17 protein-coding genes are annotated in these 18,014 nt (G+C 50.3%); 12 read left to right on the top strand and 5 right to left on the bottom strand.

Annotated elements, in window-relative coordinates:
* Positions 1-18: 18 nt before the first annotated feature.
* Positions 19-555: a CvpA family protein gene (locus tag DPO_RS00855; protein WP_006963682.1), complete on the top strand. Its 537-nt coding sequence runs from the start codon at positions 19-21 to the stop codon at positions 553-555.
* Between the two features lie 5 nt (positions 556-560).
* Entirely contained in the window at positions 561-1,361 is an 801-nt protein-coding gene (gene mazG, locus DPO_RS00850; protein WP_006963677.1) for a nucleoside triphosphate pyrophosphohydrolase, read from the top strand.
* Here the strand turns inward: mazG and DPO_RS23590 are convergent.
* Positions 1,340-1,720, bottom strand: a complete 381-nt coding sequence (locus DPO_RS23590; protein ID WP_006963675.1) for a DVU0524 family FlgM-associated protein — start codon at positions 1,718-1,720, stop codon at positions 1,340-1,342. The genes mazG and DPO_RS23590 overlap by 22 nt on opposite strands.
* Before the next feature lie 20 nt (positions 1,721-1,740).
* Positions 1,741-3,027, bottom strand: a complete 1,287-nt coding sequence (locus tag DPO_RS00840) for a class II fructose-bisphosphate aldolase (RefSeq protein WP_006963673.1) — start codon at positions 3,025-3,027, stop codon at positions 1,741-1,743.
* Between the two features lie 298 nt (positions 3,028-3,325).
* Between DPO_RS00840 and DPO_RS00835 the strand changes: the two genes are divergently transcribed.
* The 6 genes from DPO_RS00835 (at position 3,326) to DPO_RS00810 (ending at position 11,691) form a co-directional block, all read left to right on the top strand.
* Entirely contained in the window at positions 3,326-3,910 is a 585-nt protein-coding gene (locus tag DPO_RS00835; protein WP_006963671.1) for a TetR/AcrR family transcriptional regulator, read from the top strand.
* Positions 3,911-4,050: 140 nt separating this feature from the next.
* Positions 4,051-6,114, top strand: a complete 2,064-nt coding sequence (locus DPO_RS00830) for a (Fe-S)-binding protein (protein WP_006963669.1) — start codon at positions 4,051-4,053, stop codon at positions 6,112-6,114.
* 74 nt (positions 6,115-6,188) lie between these two features.
* Positions 6,189-6,977: an electron transfer flavoprotein subunit beta/FixA family protein gene (locus DPO_RS00825; RefSeq protein ID WP_006963667.1), complete on the top strand. Its 789-nt coding sequence runs from the start codon at positions 6,189-6,191 to the stop codon at positions 6,975-6,977.
* Positions 6,978-6,979: 2 nt separating this feature from the next.
* Positions 6,980-7,948, top strand: a complete 969-nt coding sequence (locus tag DPO_RS00820) for an electron transfer flavoprotein subunit alpha/FixB family protein (RefSeq protein WP_006963665.1) — start codon at positions 6,980-6,982, stop codon at positions 7,946-7,948.
* A 266-nt stretch (positions 7,949-8,214) separates the two neighbouring features.
* On the top strand, positions 8,215-9,042 hold the full coding sequence (locus tag DPO_RS00815; RefSeq protein ID WP_006963663.1) for a substrate-binding domain-containing protein: 828 nt from the start codon (positions 8,215-8,217) through the stop codon (positions 9,040-9,042).
* A gap of 252 nt (positions 9,043-9,294) precedes the next feature.
* Positions 9,295-11,691, top strand: a complete 2,397-nt coding sequence (locus DPO_RS00810; RefSeq protein ID WP_006963662.1) for an acetate--CoA ligase family protein — start codon at positions 9,295-9,297, stop codon at positions 11,689-11,691.
* A gap of 79 nt (positions 11,692-11,770) precedes the next feature.
* Here DPO_RS00810 and DPO_RS00805 read toward each other — a convergent pair whose 3' ends face one another.
* The gene (locus DPO_RS00805) at positions 11,771-12,175 is read right to left on the bottom strand and encodes an acyl-CoA thioesterase (protein ID WP_006963661.1); all 405 of its coding nucleotides are present in this window, start codon (positions 12,173-12,175) and stop codon (positions 11,771-11,773) included.
* A 196-nt stretch (positions 12,176-12,371) separates the two neighbouring features.
* On the opposite strand from DPO_RS00805, the gene DPO_RS00800 reads away from it, so the two are divergent.
* From DPO_RS00800 to DPO_RS00780, 4 genes are all read left to right on the top strand, one after another.
* Entirely contained in the window at positions 12,372-14,486 is a 2,115-nt protein-coding gene (locus DPO_RS00800) for an LOG family protein (RefSeq protein ID WP_006963659.1), read from the top strand.
* A 402-nt stretch (positions 14,487-14,888) separates the two neighbouring features.
* Positions 14,889-15,728, top strand: coding sequence for a mechanosensitive ion channel family protein (locus DPO_RS00790; protein WP_006963657.1), 840 nt, complete (start codon positions 14,889-14,891; stop codon positions 15,726-15,728).
* Position 15,729: 1 nt separating this feature from the next.
* Positions 15,730-16,053, top strand: a complete 324-nt coding sequence (locus DPO_RS00785; protein ID WP_006963656.1) for a hypothetical protein — start codon at positions 15,730-15,732, stop codon at positions 16,051-16,053.
* A gap of 118 nt (positions 16,054-16,171) precedes the next feature.
* Positions 16,172-16,498: an STAS domain-containing protein gene (locus DPO_RS00780; protein ID WP_006963655.1), complete on the top strand. Its 327-nt coding sequence runs from the start codon at positions 16,172-16,174 to the stop codon at positions 16,496-16,498.
* Positions 16,499-16,533: 35 nt separating this feature from the next.
* Here DPO_RS00780 and DPO_RS00775 read toward each other — a convergent pair whose 3' ends face one another.
* Complete coding sequence (locus DPO_RS00775; RefSeq protein ID WP_006963654.1) at positions 16,534-16,956, bottom strand: ATP-binding protein; 423 nt, start codon at positions 16,954-16,956, stop codon at positions 16,534-16,536.
* On the bottom strand, positions 16,943-17,878 hold the full coding sequence (locus DPO_RS00770; RefSeq protein ID WP_024333796.1) for an adenylate/guanylate cyclase domain-containing protein: 936 nt from the start codon (positions 17,876-17,878) through the stop codon (positions 16,943-16,945). The genes DPO_RS00775 and DPO_RS00770 overlap by 14 nt, the downstream gene beginning before the upstream one ends.
* Positions 17,879-18,014 lie beyond the last annotated feature (136 nt).

Genomic DNA, 18,014 nt, shown 5'->3' with positions numbered 1-18,014 from the left:
GCGATTGAAAGGGAATCCATGAACGGGTTTGATCTGGTGGTTCTGGTAATAGTTTTGTTCTGCATGATCCGGGGGGTATTCCGGGGATTGATCCGGGAAGTGTCCGGAATCGTGGCGGTGATCGCCGGATTTTACGGGGCATTCACCTATTACTGGATTTTGTCACCCCATCTGGCTTTTCTGGTTCAAACCCCTGCAATCCGGCATCTGATCAGTTTTGGTGTACTGTTCTGCGGTATCGTGATTGCGGTGGGACTGACGGCCGCACTGATCCGCAAATTGATGCATGTGGCGTTTTTAGGGTGGGTGGACCGGACCTTCGGCCTGGTTTTCGGCACAGCCAAAGGCGTTTTAATCGTTTCCGTGCTGTTTGTTATGCTGACGACGTTTTTACCGGCCGGGTCTTCCACCATGATGACCCGATCTGAAACCGCCCCGTATCTGGCAACGATCTCCCGGACCATGACCCTGTTTATTTCCAGAAACCTGCGGATTGATTTTCTGGACCGGCTGAATAAAACCAACGTGAAAAATGTACAGACACAAGGAGGGTGATCCCATTGGAATCATTGGCCCCGATTCTGGAAGTTATCCGGACATTGCGGGGAAAAAACGGGTGTGAATGGGATCGACGGCAGACGCCGGTCACCATGTGGAAATGCCTGGCGGAAGAAGTGTATGAACTTCAGCAGGCCCTGGCTGATCAGGATCTTGAGAACACCTGTGAAGAAATGGGGGATGTGCTGTTCCAGATTGTATTTATCATGGAGATATTTCATGACGCCGGCCAGATTCCCATACCCCGGGTGATGGACACGGTTAAAGAAAAGATGATCCGCCGGCATCCCCATGTGTATGGCGATGCCGTGGTAAAGACCCGGACTGAATTACTGGATCAGTGGGAACAAATCAAGACCCGTGAAAAAAATGGAGACCTTCGTTTATCTGCCATGGATGATGTTCCCAAAGGCATGCCCGGGCTTGTCCGGGCCATGAAGGTGTCTAAATCCGCAGTTAAAAAAGGGTTTGACTGGGAAAATATTCACCAGGTCCTGGGCACGGTGAAAAGTGAGATAGCTGAATTTGAATCTGCGCTGGAACAAAAAGACGAAGACGCAATCATGCTGGAGTTCGGTGATATTTTATTTTCTCTGGTGAATGTGGCCCGGTTTGCCGGGTTCCATCCTGAAACAGCCCTGGCCCGGTCCACAGCCAAGTTTGAAAGCCGGTTTCGTTTGATGGAAGCAGATCTGGCTGAAAAAAAAATATCCCTTGGTGCCCTGTCTGCATCGGAAAAAAATGTTTTCTGGACCCGGGCCAAAAAAGTCCATGAAAACAATCAGTCGGTTGAGAAAGCGTGACCCGGATACGGGTGAATGTCTTTGGCGGTCCGCAGGGTTTGTGTGTTGTTCTGGTCTATGAGCAGGTAGGTGAAGTTTATTTTGTCCCGGTTATGACCGGGTCTCCCGGCAGACAGAGGGATCTGTCTGCCGGTTAATGGATTCGGCGGCTCTGACGCTGCCGCTTCTGAGATGATTTTTTCCACAATGCCTGCTGCGACTTTATCGATAATGGTTTGTCGGGTCCCTTCCGAGGAAATCGCCCGGGGTGTATTGGATGACATTACAAAACGGCCTGATTTTTCCAGGATTTTTCCTTCACCCAGCTGCCTGAAATAAAGCCGCAATACATTTTGAATCTGATAGGCAGGTATTTGCAATCACATATCTCCTAAACGCCTTAATCGTCAAAATCCCCTTCAGGACCTTTGTTTGAACTGATGGTTGCCGCATTTTTCCTGATTTTTTCTTCGGTCCATTCCTCGATGGATTCAATGGTTTCCGATTTAACCCCGGGATCATGGGACCGGGTTTCCAGAATATGGGACAAAACAATGTCCGCCGTGTCAGACGCATTGAATACATCCGTGAGCAGTGTATACACAAATGCCTGGACGCCATTGGCCATGCGGTCACGGATCTCTTTGGGCTGGGCCAGAAAACGGTTTTCAAACGGCGCATTGAGTTTTTTGAAATTGCCGCCGGTGAGCCCATGTTCTTTGGCATAGGTCAGCATCTGCTGCCAGATGGCTTCATCCACGCCCTTGTCCGGCTCTTTGATAAAATCGCCGTTGCCATCCAGAATGGCATTGCCGTAATCATTGACCTGAACCCCCCAGGAGATCATCTGCAGGGCCGTGGCCACATTGGCTTTGGTGGTGCGGGTCTGTTCAGCGATTTGCCGGAGCCGGTCCGAGCTGTTGCCAGAGGTGCCGTGCTGGGCCCCGGATACCTTATAGGGGGCCAGGGCTTCATGAATTTGTGCGGTCAAGGCGACGTCAATGCCGGCATCGCTTTGCTCGATGCCGTGGGTGGTCCCGTTATTCAAAGCGATCCAGTCCGGAAAAATGCCGTGGGCGTTCAGTCCCTGGATCAGAAACAGGGCTTCCCGGGCCGTGGACAACCCCAGTTTGCCTTTGATTTCTCCCACCTCGGTTTCCAGACCGGCCCAGTTCGGGACAAACGATGCCAGTTCCAGATTGGCCAGCAGGTTCTGGTCATCGGGCATATGGGAGGCATCAATGGCAATGGAAGTGATGCCTGCATCAAACAGGGAAGTGATTTCGGTTTTGCCCGGCTCGATGTCCGCCGGGGTCTTGATGCCGAAATGATCCCCATGGATGGCCACCGGTATGGTGATGCCCAGCTCGTTCATGAATGCATCGGTCTGCCGGGCGATATTCCACAGATTGACGGCACAGTATGCATTGGTGCCGCCTTCGGACCGGGCGATTTCGATGATGATGGCGGCATTGGCCTGCTGGGCCGCAGCCAGGGCCCCTCGAATAACGAATGCATTTCTGCCGTTGGCCGCAATGGTCATGCATCTGCCTTTTTCGAGCATGGCCTGGTCAATGTATTTGCCGCTGACGATCAATGCCTTGGAATGGGGAAACAGCTTTTTGATATTGGGGGGGCGGCCCACATCCAAAGCGGTTTGAAAATCGGGGGTATGATGATGTGACATGGTTTTTCTCCCATTGGTTTGTGGCGGTTGAAAATAAACAGCCTTCTTTTTTTTGGCATGAAAATGTGCCAAAAGCAAGGAATATTAATGAATGAATTAATATTCATTTAAAGAAACACAGGTCATGTTTTGTTTTATCATTGAGCTGGAATCCATGTTTAATTATAACTATTTGTAAAAAAAGATAAAAAATCAAAAGCTTTTTAATATTCTTCTGTGAATCCCTTCTTGACATTTGCAATCAACTGTTGTTAGATAATGAATTAATATTCATTTTAGAAGCAGATGCGAGGTGGGTTTGCAGAAAAACAAATCAGAGAAATATTTTAATATTCTCAATAGTGCCGGGGCGGTGTTTGCAAAATACGGGTTTTACAAGGCCACCATCTCCCAGATTGCATCCCGGGCCGGCGTGGCGGATGGGACACTGTATCTGTATTTTAAAAACAAAGATGATATTTTATACCAGTATATCAGTTATAAAACCAGCATTGTGTTTGACAAAATGAATGATGCCGTGGCCGCCGGAAAAACGGCGGAGGAAAAACTCAGAAACCTGATTCGCTGTCATTTGCAGGAATTCCAGAATGACCGGCACATGGCGGTGATTTTTCAATCCGAGGCCCGGTATCTGCGGGATATTCAATCCCAGATCAAAGACATTTCAAAGATGTATCTGGACCTGTTGTCCGACATCATCGAACAGGGACAAATCGAGGGTTCCATCCGCCAGGATCTGTTTGTGGGCCTGGTAAAAAGGTTTATCCTGGGCGCTGTGGAAGGGGTGATTTCCACCTGGGTGTCCGCCGGGAGCCGTTATGACCTGGTGGCCATGGCAGACCCTCTGGTGGATTTGTATCTGAATGGCGTGAAAGAAGAATAAATGCCATACAGTGTATAAACGGCAGCTATTTTTTAAATGGATTTGAATCCGGGATTTTGCTTGACTGGAATCGTCATCTTTATTAAAGCTCAGTGAGTTTAAATTCATAATCAGTAAAAATTTTTTGGAGGAAACAGTATATGACTTCAATTATCGGTCCGGCAAGTTATCAATTTTTCGGGATTTTCCCGGCAGCCATTCTGTCTTTCATTCTGCCTGTGGTGGGAATAGGCCTGTTCGCTTACATCATGGCCCGGCGCCTGGCCCCCCTGGTCCGGGCCGCTCCGGATTTTCGGATGGACCGCATTGGCCAGCGCATCATCCGGCTGATCACCATCTGGCTGGGACAGATCAAACAACCCCGGTACATGCTGGCAGGGGTGCTGCATATTGTTATTTTTGCCGGTTTTCTGATCCTGTCCATCCGGTCCGTGTCCCTGGTGATTATCGGTCTTTCCGATGGATTTGTCCTGCCGGGGTTCGGGGGCTGGCTGGGAGATGTGTATAATTTCCTGAAAGATTATGCCGCCACCTTTGTGCTGATCGCCTGTATTGTGGCGGGTATCCGCCGGGGAGTTTTTAAACCGGCCAGATATGCGGTACCGGAACAATACGGCAAAGACCATACCGCAGAGGCGGTGTTTGTTTTGGGCATCATCGGTACCCTGATGATCTCTGAAAGCCTGTTCGAAGCGTCTGAGCTGGCCTTTGCCTATCAGCAGACCGGGGAATGGCATTTTACGGCGCCGTTGTCTTTGGTGTGGATCTTTACGCATATGCTGACCGGGGCGTCCCTGAATTTTCTTCAGGGGCTTCATATTTTCTCCTATTTCCTGCATGACCTGACTTTTTTCTTTTTTCTGTGTTTTCTGCCTCTGGGCAAACATTTTCATGTGATCACTTCGATCTTCAATGTGTTTTTCATGCGGCTTGACAAGGGAAAGATCAAACCGGTCAGGTACGGGGTGTCCGACGAACAACTGGATGATCTGGAGTCTTTCGGTGTCAAAAAACTGGAGGATTTCACCTGGAAACACATGCTGGATTTTTATTCGTGTGCCGACTGCGGCCGGTGTTCTGACCAGTGCCCGGCCAATGCCGTGGGACGACCCTTGTCTCCGCGTTTTATCACCATCAAGGCCCGGGACCTGATGTTTAAAAACTATCCGTTGTCCGGTGAAATCTACAAAAGCAAGATGCTGGTGGAAGACATCTATACGGAAGATGAAATCTGGTCCTGCACCACCTGCGGGGCGTGCGAGGAAGAATGTCCCCTGGCCATCGAGTACATCAACAAGATCGTGGATCTCAGGCGCGGCATGGTGGATGAGGGCCTGGTGCCCCAGTCTTTGCAGAAACCCTTGAAAGCCCTGGAAAAACGCGGCAATCCTTACGGCAAGATGGAGAAAAAACGGGCGGACTGGGCCCTGGAAAAAGAGTTCAAGGCGGAATATTCCATCAAGGATCTGACCAAGGAATCAGCCGATACCCTGTATTTTGTGGACAGCATCACATCCTATGATGACAATATCCAGGAAATCGCCCGGCGTACCGCCATGATTCTGGACCGGGCCGGGGTGGATTTCGGGATACTGGGCAAGGATGAAAAAGACAGCGGCAACGAGGTGCTCCGGTTCGGAGAAGAGATGCTGTATCAGGATTTGAAAGCGCAGAACACCGAAGCGATCCTGGCTACGGGTGTCAAACAGATTGTCACCGCCGACCCCCACGCGTACAATGCGCTGAAAAATGATTACACCGGCCTGCCGCCGGTGCGGCATATCAGTCAGGTGGTGGCGGAAAAGATCACCACCGGGGTATTGTCCCTCAAACCCTGCCTGCATCCGGAAAAAACCTATGTGTATCACGATCCCTGTTATTTAGGACGGCACAACGGCATTTATGAGGATCCCCGCCAGGCCCTGGATGCCATTGACGGCCTGACCCGGGTGGAAATGGAAAAAAGCCGGGATCGGTCTTTTTGTTGCGGCGGCGGCGGGCTCATGCTGTTTTATGAGCCGGAAGAGGAAACCCGTATGGGGGTTTTGCGGGTGAACATGGCAGCGGAAGCCGGTGCCAACGTCATTGTGACGGCCTGCCCCTTCTGTCTGGTGAATATCCAGGATGCCATCAAGGTCGCCGGCAAGGAAGGCGAAATAGAAGCCCTGGATTTTACGGAACTGATTGCCCGGCATTTAGCATAACGGTTTAAAAAAATAACGCAGATGGTGGAACGGTTAAAAACACGTTCTGCCCGCACAAGTAAAGGAGGTAATAAATGGAGATTTTAGTGTGTGTCAAGCGGGTTCCGGATACAGCGGAGAACGAATTTGAACTCAATTCAGCGGGAAACGATCTGGACCGGGACGACCTGGTTTATTCGGTGAACGAATGGGATAACTACGCGGTGGAAGAAGCCATTCAGATTGTGGACAATGCGGGCGGGTCTGTCACGGTGGTTACTGTGGGGGATGACGAATCTGAAGAGGTGCTGCGCCGGGAAATGGCCATGGGTGCCAACAATGGGGTTCTGCTCAGTGATGACGCGTTTGAAGGATCCGACGGCAAAGGCATTGCCGCCATCCTCAAGGCGGAAGTCGAGAAAGGCAAGTATGATCTGATTCTCACCGGGGCTCAGGCCGATGAAGGGGCCGGCCAGGTGGGCGGTATGCTGGCAGCCATGCTGGATTATCCGTATGCGTCGCTGGTGAACAAGATCGAAGTCAAGGATGATTCCTCTATTCATGTGGGCCGGGAGATCGAAGGCGGCAACCAGGAAATGAATGAAATTCAGCTTCCCTGTGTACTGTCCATCCAGACCGGTATCAATGAACCCAGGTATGTGGGGATCCGGGGGATCCGCAAAGTGGCCAGTGTGGATGTACCGGTGAAAGGTGCCGGAGATCTAGGTATCGATCCTGCGGCCGTGGGAAAAGACGGCGCCAAAACCCGGCGGGTGGATTATTTTGTGCCGGATCTTGGAGATGGTGCGGAAATGCTGGAAGGATCCACGGAAGAGATCATTGAAAAACTGATTGAAAAGCTGAAAGCCAAAGGAGGACTTTGATCATGACACAGATGTTTGCATATATTCCATTCAAGAACGGGGCTGCAGAAGATGTGGCACTGGAGTATCCGGATGCGGCAAAAAAAATAGACCCGTCTGTTGAGGTGACCGCCGTTGTGGCAGGCACGGGTGCGGATCTGGACAAAGTGGCTGATGCCATGACCAAAATCTACAAAGAGGTTATCAAGATTGATCATGCCGATCTGGCCTATCCCAATGCGGAGCAGGTCAGAAAAGCGCTGTTGGATGTCCTGCCCCATGATGCCGTCATTCTGGTACCCCATGACACATTTGGCATGGACCTGGCACCGGGACTGGCCGTAAAAATGGATTCCGCGTATGCGGCCGATATTGTGGATTTTGAAGGCCTGGACGGCAAAGATCTGAAAATGATCCGCCAGGAACTGGGTGGGGCTGTGTACACCCATGTCACATCCGATGTTTCTTCCGGTGCGGTGATCACTGTCCGGCCGGGATCTTTTGCCCCCACCGAAGACACGGCTGCCGGCGGCAGCGTGGTGGACAAATCCGGTGATGTGAAAGATCTGAGTGCCAAAAGAAAATTTCTGGAAGTGGTGGTGGCTGAAGTCGGTGATGTGGATATTACCAAAGCCGATGTCCTGGTATCTGTGGGCCGGGGGATCGAAGAGGAAGAAAATATCGAGATTGCCCAGGAACTGGCCGATGCCATGGGGGCTGTGGTGTCCTGTTCCCGTCCCATCGTGGATGCCAAATGGCTGGAAAAATCCCGCCAGGTGGGAACTTCCGGACAGACCGTCAAACCCAAGGTGTATATGGCCATGGGGATCTCCGGATCATTCCAGCATCTGGGGGGTGTCAAAGGCAACCCCTTTATCGTGGCAGTGAACAAAAATCCCAAAGCCCCGATTTTCCAGGTGGCGGATGTGGGAATTGTGGAAGATATTCTGGAGTTCATGCCTGAACTGACCGAAGCGGTCAAAGCACTTTAGATCCATCCCGGTCACATCCCGTGTGAATCCGGGATGTGACCGGACAAATTAAACACAGATTAAGGCTGTGACAGGCCCCTGCAATGGGGGCTGTCACGGCCTTTTTTTATATGTTTCCTTTGGATATCCCCGGCAGAATGGATGGGGTTGGTTATTTTAAGTAAGTATGAGTTGTCCTGGGGTGATATGGATGTTTTCTTGTTGACCATCCCGGCCTGAATGTGTATTTTTCCTAAAAAATTACATTCAGCTTAGGAGGGTTTTATATGAAAGATCTGTTAAAATCGGTTGTGGTTATGATGATGGTTTGTCTGTTGACTGCTCCGGCATGGGGTGAATCGGACCGCGCATTAATGATGGCGACTACCACCAGTACGGACAATACCGGATTGCTGGAATATCTGGTACCTGAATTCACCCGGGATACGGGAATCGAAATGAAATGGGTGGCCACGGGAACGGGCAACGCCCTGAAACTGGGAGAAAACTGCGATGTCGATGTGTTGATGGTCCATGCGCCGGCCGCGGAAAAGCAATTTGTGGAAAACGGCTTTGGACTGGACCGGAAAGAAATCATGTTCAATGATTTTGTGATCATCGGTCCGGCGTCCGACCCTGCCCAAATCAAAGGCAGATCCGTCAGTGACGCATTGAACAAAATACTGGAGACCCAGGCGGTGTTTGTCAGCCGGGGGGACAATTCCGGGACCCACAAAAAAGAACTTTTTTTGTGGAAATCCGCCGAACTGCCCGTGCCTGAAGCTGAATCCTGGTATGTACAGGCCGGTCAGGGAATGCTGGCCACCATCAATATGGCCGGGGAAAAAAATGGCTATACCATGACGGATCGGGGCACCTATATCAAATACGAGCACACCGCCCAAGGGAATCCGCAATTAAAGATTCTGGTGGAAGGCGATGATTTTCTGAAAAATCAGTACAGTGTCATGGCCGTGAACCCAAATCGGTGCGAAAACGTCAATTATGAAGCAGCTGTGCAGTTTTCCGACTGGATCACCGGTGAAAAAGCCCAAAACATGATCGGCGCATTCAAGCTGCTGGATAAAATATTGTTTATCCCCAATGCCAGGTAGATAGGCAATCTATCATTTTTTAAAAAATCCCCCCGGCTGACAAACACCGGGGGGATTTTTTTGTCTGAAAATATTTTTTCAGTTTAAGATATTCCATATTGCCAGCCGGGAAAACGAGCTGTAATTTTGACAGAGCACTATCCCCGGCAGAAAATTTTAATTAGACGGATCGTGGATTTTTCGCTAAAAAGAGTCGAAAGCTTTCCGGCAAGGTGTTAACACACGTGGTATCATTTTTTGAAAGGGCAGGTTATGGGATTACAACCAGAGCTTCGGATTGATTTTGACGCGATCACGGAGCTTTTCACAGAGGCTGAACAGCAGGGCCGCAACGTGCTGTTTGAATATGAAACATATCGAATGCTGGCAGATTCAGGGGCGGAAACACCTCCGTCATTCAATTTCATTGTAAAAGGCAGTCAGCCGTCCAATGAAGTGATTGATGCCATGCCCGGTGACAAAGTGGTTTTGAAAATCGTTTCTCCGGGGATTATCCATAAAACCGAGGCCGACGGGGTCAGGATTGTCGAGAAAAAACCGGAAAAAATTCGATCGGCCATACGGCGAATGATGTATGAGGTACCGGATGCCCTGTGTGACTTGATTGAACGCCAAAAAATTCATTCTCCTGGGGCATACAGCGGTTTAACGGGAGACGCTTTGAAAGATGCCGTTGTTCAGGACATCTGCGGTGTGCTGATCGTTCAGTTCATGCCGCCGGATTCTGAATCCTTCGGCAATGAATTGATCGTCGGGATCCGCTACACCCGGGAATTCGGCATGGTGATCAGTGCAGGGCTCGGTGGAACGGATACGGAACTGTATGCCGAACGATTCAGAACAGGTCAGGCCATTGTAACGGCATCCACGGCCATGACCGACGGAGACACTTTTTTCGGATTTTTCAAAAAAACCATCAGTTACAAAAAACTGGCCGGCCTGACACGGGGACAGCGGCGGATTGTTACGGATGAACAGTTGATCGAATGTTTCAGCTCTTTTATCGCCATGGCAAATTATTATTCACCGAACAATTCTCAGACTCCCTATGTCATCGATGAACTGGAAATCAACCCCTTTGCTTTTACGGACTACCTGATGGTGCCCCTGGATGGTATGTGCCGTTTTTCCAGATCGGTTTCACTGCCGGTTCAACGACCATTTCATAAAGTGGGTCATCTGCTTCATCCGGTCAAGATCGGCATCATCGGCGTTTCCACGCAAAGAGTGAATTTCGGCAGACTTATTTTAAACAATATCTTGGCCAATGGATATAACCCTGAAGATATCTGTATCGTCAAACCTGGCCTGGATATGTTTGAAGGAATTTTATGTGTGCCGGATCTGGCATCCCTTGATATGAAACTGGATTTGTTTGTTGTGGCGGTGAATGCACAGCAGGTTCCGGATCTGGTGGATGAGATTATTTTTCATGATGCAGCCAACGCGGTTATGTTGATTCCGGGGGGGATGGGAGAAACGGCTGAAAGTGAAGACCGCGCCCGGCAGCTGGTGCACAAAATCAGTGAAGCCCATTTGAAAGAAGGCGGGGGGCCGGTGTTTCTGGGTGCCAATTGCCTGGGGGTGGTTTCCCATCCCGGAAAATATGATACCCTGTTTATTCCTGAGGTCAAACTGCCTAAAAGGCGTGGCGATCACAAACGGAACACCGCCTTTGTCAGCCAGAGCGGTGCGTTTATGATTACCCGACTGAGCAAATGTCCGGAGATCGATCCGGCCTATATGATATCCGTGGGAAACCAGAATGATTTAACTTTGGGGGATATTGTCAAATACCTCAAGGATGATCCGGATATCACGGTCATCGCTGTCTACGCCGAAGGCTTCAAAGATCTGGACGGTCTGGAATTCAGCCGGGCCGTCCGGGAGGCGGTGCAAAACGGCAAAGAGGTGATTTTCTATAAAGCCGGGCGCACCCCTGAAGGCAAAACCGCGACATCCGGTCATACCGCTTCTCTGGCAGGCGATTATATGGTATGTGAATCCTGCGTGCGGCAGGCAGGGGGGATGATTGCCCGCACGTTTCCCCAGTTTGAGAATCTGATCATGCTGTCACAGCGGCTGCATGATAAACAGATCCATGGAACCCGCCTGGCGGCGGTCAGCGGGGCCGGATTTGAAGCCGTGGGCATGGCGGATAACATCCGGTCTGATGAGTATTCCCTCCAGATGGCCGGGTTTACGGATGATACAACCCGTAAACTCAGCAAATTTCTGGCTGTCAAACGCCTGGACAGTCTGGTGGAAGTCAAGAATCCGCTGGATATCAATCCCGCGGCAGATGATGAAACCCATGTCACGGTCGTCAGATATCTGGCTGAAGATCCCAATGTCGATGCCGTCGTCGTTGGGCTGGATCCGTTGTCTCCGGCCATGAGGACCCTTGCCGAATGCAAGGCCAAAAAATATAATATGGATGACAAGGAAAGTATTGCACTGCAAATGCCGAAACTGGCATCTGAGCTGAGCAAACCGGTGATTGGCGTCGTGGATGGCGGGTACCTGTATGAACCGCTGGTGAATAAACTGCTCTCCCAGGGCATGACAGTGTTTCGATCATCGGATCGGGCCATACACTCTTTGGCGATATATATCGAGGGCCGGCTGTATGCGGCACAAATTCGTTGAGCAGCGGGTTGTCCGAATCGGGGTTCATCTGTAAGACTTTTGTTTTTTTCAAGTTTCTGTTTGTTACTTTAAAACCAGATCATTCTTCAAACAAAGGGATCTGCATCACTTTATCCTTGAGATCTGCTTCCAGTTTCAACGGTCGGCCCCCGGTGTCGGCGATGACAAAGGTGACATCCGCATCCACACACATGGTGCCGGTGGCCTTGTTTATTATCTGCTGTCTGATGACGGCACTTTTGTTGCCGATTTTTTTGAGCCCGGACCGAACTGTAACGGTGTCTCCCACCCGGGCCGGGCTGCGGTAGGAAATATTGATGTTGACGACAAAAAATAAATATCCCCCCCGCATGAAAGACTCCAGATCCATGTGGTCTTCCAACAGCTGCCACCGGGCTTCCTCCAGAAATTCCAGATATCTGGCATTGTTGACGTGCTGGTATAAATCGGTGTGATATCCTCTGACTTTTATCTGGGTATCCATTTTCAATTCCTTTGCATTTCAATTCATTCACAAGCCGGGTATCGTATCATCGGATGCTGCTTTTTAAAAGCATTATCCGAATTTTGGGGATCTGAAAAAAAGAGCCTTTGCGTGGGAAGAGTTGTGTCTTGACTTGACAGCGGGTCTGGGTCGGTTATGATGCACGGGATATGGTTTGAACGTAAAAGGAGAGAAAATGCAGATATTTCAGATTATCAGCCCGGACGGATATATTTCCGATATGCATGACTCAGAGGAAAGCACCGGGATCCTGTCGGCCCGGTTTCATTTCCCCCTGGTATCCGATTATATCCGGTCCGCCATCAAGGAAGGCAAACCCTATTTGTTCACCGGCCGGAGCGGCAACGCCCAGATCGGTATCAAAACCGACCTGGCCGAAGGGGCTGAACCGGTAGTGGAAGAATCAGATATCTATGTGCAGGGCCGGCTTCAAAATCTGAACCCGTTGCTGGGCAATGCCCTGGATCTGTTTAAGAAAGGGGATGAGATCGGACGTCTGGCTGTCATGGATCCGGAGCTGAGAATTAAGGATGTGCGCCATTATCTGCACAAGCGGCTGTTTGTGGGAAAAAAGACCGGCAAAGGGTTTTATGAAGGGTTTGAGATTCGTCAGGAAATCGATCCGCACACCGGTCAAGCCTGTGATTATATCGCCATGGAGCTGGAGCCGTATCAATACTGCTTTGAACCCCATGCCATCACCTCGGCCGGCATCAACGCAGTGATCAAAAAAGGGCGCAGTGCCCTGAATACGATCCGGTCCCGCATGGCCCTGGATATTGACAATACAATGCTTTCTCCCAATGACCTGTTTGTGGGGGCCATTAAAATTTCTTTGGGTGATATCTACGGCATCATCGATGCGGTCACGGATCCGGAAACAGCAAAAATCGAGCATCTGCCGGCCCGGGTCCTGGATCCGTTCAGAACCTTCAGGGACCGCCAGGTGGAACTGTACAATTTCGGCACGGAAGCCGTTGCCCTGACCGATATCCGGATCCGGATCCGGTTTTTCCGGGCCAAAAACCCATTGACCGTGCCCCTGGAAAAAGTCAAGGTCAAGGAAGGATATCGTCTTAGTGATCTGCTCACCAATGCGGAGATCGCCAATCTGTTTGCCGCCATGGATGAGACGGCCCTGGGAATGATTTTGAACAAAGCCAATTTCATCCCGATTCCCAAAGCCCTGGATCCTTTGGGCCAGGCACAGCTGGAGATTATCCGTAACGCGATTCTGGCCTCCACGTTTCGTAAAAATATGCCCCGGGTAACGGAAAAAGGAAACGGAAAATTCAAAAATACGCTGGAAAAACTGTCCGTGCTGGGCGGGGTGAATTCCCGGGTGTTCATCGGCCGGGATTTTCCGGACATGGATGTGGTGGATGCCTTGAGAACCAGTGGATTACGCACGTTTCTCATTCAAAGGGACAACCCGTCCTTTGCGGATGAGTATGTCAAAAAAATGATCCGGCTGACCCATTCTGAACAGGCCGCTTGCGAATTCCTGCGGTATGATCCGGACATTGACAAACTTTATACCTTTTACCACGGCTGTTTCATGGAGCCGGACGATCGGGACCGGTTTGACCGGGTCCGCTACTGGTTCGCTTTTTACGGGTCCCACACCAGTGAAGCGGACAACCGGCTGACCATCGATTTGATCAATCAGCTGGCCCCGAAACTGGGATATGAAATGGGCATTGTTCACGGCGGAGGACCCGGACTCATGAAAGAGGCCAATGACCTGGCCCGGCAGCACAATCTCATGAGCGTGGGCATTGCCATTGATCTGGAAGGAGAGAATCAGGCATCTTTAACCACCTGTGACGGATTGATCAAATACAATGAAGGACTGCGCCTGGCAAGACAGGACCATATCCAGAAGCTGAGCAACCTGCCGGTGGTCAATACCGGAGGGTACGGCAGTGCGGAAGAACTGGCCATCACCATTACCTCCATGAAACTGCATGAAAATCCGCTGGCTCCCATTATTCTTTTGGATCCGGACAATCTCTGGGACCATGCCCTGAAACAGACCCTGAAGATCGCTGAAAAAAAATACGGCCCTGAGTTCATGCCCCGGCTGGTTCACTCATGCAATACGGCCCGGGATGCGGCTGATATCCTGCTGGAATTTCTGGAAAACCCGGACGCGTGGTACAAGAAGAGCCAGATCCCTTCAGAAAATGTGGAAAGAGCCCGGTCTAAAACCGGCCGGATCCGTCAGGCCGCGCTGGGCCAGGCGGTGGTGGAGACCTTTGAGCGGCCCAATTTCCGGCTTACATCGTAAATTCCACCTTCCGGGATGCCACCGGGTCGATGCCGTTTTCTTCGGCCAGCAGTCCCACATAATGGAACTGGGGAACCCCGGGGCGAAGAACTGGATGGTTCGGGCCGTGATATAGGCATCGGCATCATATCCCAGCTTCATGTTCTGATGCCTCACCAGGCCATGAATACTGAACATCTGAATATACAGTCCGTGGTCAGAAGCCATAATGATCCATCCCTTGGTTGAATTCCCGGTAAATATGATCGTCTTTCGGCAATACCCCTTCCAGGGTGCAGATATGGGCGGCAAATTCAAATGTCCGGTCGGTAGATTGCCGCTTTTGAGTAAGGTTTTGACACCGGATACAAAAACCTGATAAACAGAGCCTGTCATTTTAAACTGTAGATGGGAGATTTCCGTATGGAGGATCAGCTTTCCAGATTCCAACACCTGGGTCAACTCATGCAAAGTAACGGGTTGGATATGATTTCATCCCTGTTAATTTTGATTATCGGCTTGATCTCTACCAAATGGGTCGTAAAAAAAATACGTATCCTGTTAAATAGATTCATCAAAAACACCCCTACGGTCTCCGTTGCAGCCAATTCAACGGGAGTGGTGCTTCTGGGATTGGTGATCACTGCGTCCGCCATGGGGATGGGCGCCAACCCCGGCCCGCTGGTGACCCTGATGATGATTATCGTTTTGGTTGCCATCGGCGTTATCCTTGTTTTCCGTCCTTTGATTCCCACCTTGCCCTTTAAAGTGGGCAATTATGTTAAAGTTGGCACTCTTTTGGGAAAAGTGGAGGCCACTACAGTATTGAATACACGACTCCGCACGTTTGACGGAAAAACATTTTTTGTCCCGAATCGCCAGATTTTAGATGATATTGTCATCAATTATCATTATACAAAAACCCGGCGGGTGAAAATTGATGTCACCATACGGTATGATCAGGATCTCATCAAAGCCAAACAGGTGCTTGAAGCAGTGATGATTGAAGATGCCCGGGTGCTGCCCAAACCCAACCCACAGGTTTATGTGCTGGAACTGGGTGCCAACGGCGTCCGGCTGGGGGGACGTTGCTGGGTAAACAACCTCAAATTCTGGGTGACAAAATGCGACCTGCTTGAAAAAACCAAACTGCGTTTTGACCGGGAAAATATTGAATTCGCCCACCATCAGCTGGATATCAATTACAAGCGGATCCAGGAAGAAACTGCCGAAGATATGATCGAACCAATGCCGGGAGAATAAAATGAAACTTGCCAAAGGAATGGAACTGATCGCCCGGGACTGGGTGGTTAAACCCAAAGGATTCCGGGTAAAATTTCAGCAAATGACCCATGGAAAGCTGGTAACCGGGTATTCACCGTCCCTGGAGGAAAACTGGCTGGATTCCGATGTCACCGCGTGGCGGTATGCCTGGAAACTGGCGATGGCGGTAACATCGGATGACAACCGGCCTGTGGAGGAACATCTTGTGAATATAACAGTGGTGGATGAAAAAAACCGGTCTGTCAATTATTATGTGACTGGCAAGCCCCAGGTGTTTAATGTTTTCTGCGCCAGGCCTTTTTAAGGCTTTGGTTGACAAAACCGGAAAACCTGTCCTATTCTCTGGTCTACAGCAACAGCTGTCCGGTGTTGGAAGCATTTGATGCTGTGTTAGAGAAATTTTCAACAGATCTGGAGGAACAATGCAAATACAAGAAACAATGCAGAACAACACCTGTGTGGTGTGCGTGACCGGGCGGCTGGATGCCACAACAGCCCCGGAACTGGATCAGGCGGTGACGCAGATCATCGAGCAGGGCAAACACAAAATGGTGTTCGATCTGACCCATCTGGAATATGTGTCCAGTGCCGGGTTGCGGATATTTCTGGTGGTGGCCAAAAAATTGAAAGGCTTGAACGGCGAGTTGAGCCTGGCCGGACTTCAGGGCAACATCAAGGAAGTGCTTGAGATTTCAGGCTTTCCGTCCATTTTACCCTGCTACGACAGCATGGACGACCTGCCGGCCTGAAAATTTCCGGATTCAGTCCTATCCCTGGTTAACGGTCACGAAAGGGACAAGCGGAAGGTGAGAATGTTTTTGTTCTCTTTCCGGGCATACCAGACCGCGTCAGTCATCTGTTTCATGAAAAAGATGCCCAGGCCTCCCACGTCTCGGTCTTCCAGGGACAGGGTCGTGTCCGGGTCGTCAACACAGAGGACGTCAAAGGCTTCTCCACTGTCTTCAAAAGAGATCAGCAGTTCACCGGCTTTCTGGTGAAAACAGCGCACCGTGACATCCCCGGGCGCATCATCCGGATACGCATAGCTGAATATGTTCATCAATGCTTCTTCTGATGCCAGCTGGAGTTTGAGAATCCGGTCTTCAGGTAGCAGATACTGCCGGGCGCAGTCGGTGATAAATTCCTGAAACGAGTCCAGGTTTTTGAGCAACGCCTTCCGGGTCAGGATTTTTTCAGTCTGTGCCATGGGATGAATCCACCATGACTTCCCGGACCGGCACCGGCTGGCTGACATTTTTCAACTGGATGGGGATGGGATCGGACAATGCCACCCGGTCATGAATATGACGGGAAGTTGAATCGGTGACCAGGATCTGTCCGTTCCGGGCATGGGAGCAGATCCGGGCCGCAATATTGGTCACCGGGCCGGATGCGGTATAGGTCCACCGGTCACCGGCAATGCCGTTGAACCGGGTGGAGCCCACGGATGCGGTGCCGGAATTGATTCCCATGTTGACGGACACCGGAGCGAATTTCCCTTTTAGAGAATGGTTGATGGATTGGGTTCGTTTTTTGATGCCCAAGGCCGCGGATACCGCGTTGAACGCATGGGTTTTTGGATCCTCATCTTGAAATAGAATCATCAGTCCATCCCCGGCGGTTTCGTTGATGTCGCCTTTGTTTTCCACAATAATATTTAAAAATTCACTGAAATAGGTTTCAATCAGATAATTCATCTTCTCCTGGGAGGTGGTTTCACTCATTTTGGTATACCCGGCAATGTCCAGGAAAAGGACGGAAAGATCTTTTTCATGTTTGTTCAGATCCGGGTTTTCCGGATTGTTTGAAATCAGGTCCTGAACCGATTGGGGGACAAATTTTTTCAGGTGCATTTCAATGCTTTCCAGAAGCTGAACCCGGGCCAGGATTTCTTCCAGTTTTTTGTTTTTGTCCTGGATTTTCTGGAGCAGCTGCTCCAGGTTGTATTCTCTGGATTCCACTCTGACGATCATCATGCCGAAGGCTTCCGCCAGTTCCGCCACCGTGGGCGGATACTTGTCCGTGTTGGTCAGTTCCATGAGCTGATCTGCTTCATCATACGCCCCCATGGATACTTTTCTGGCGGCATCGCGTAAAATCTCAAACAATTTGTCACTGCTGTCATGCATAAGTATCACCATACCGTATCAAGCGCTCTGTTTTTCAAGTGTTTTATGTTATTACGCTTTTTTTTTATGAAAAATCAATGAATTTTGTGTTGATAAAAGGATTGGGTATCCGATATAAGAGAGATCAGACCATCAA

The organism is Desulfotignum phosphitoxidans DSM 13687 (assembly GCF_000350545.1).
GTDB classification, from domain to species: domain Bacteria; phylum Desulfobacterota; class Desulfobacteria; order Desulfobacterales; family Desulfobacteraceae; genus Desulfotignum; species Desulfotignum phosphitoxidans.
Note: the sequence above shows the minus strand (reverse complement) of the source record. Positions and strands in the feature narration are given on the sequence as shown.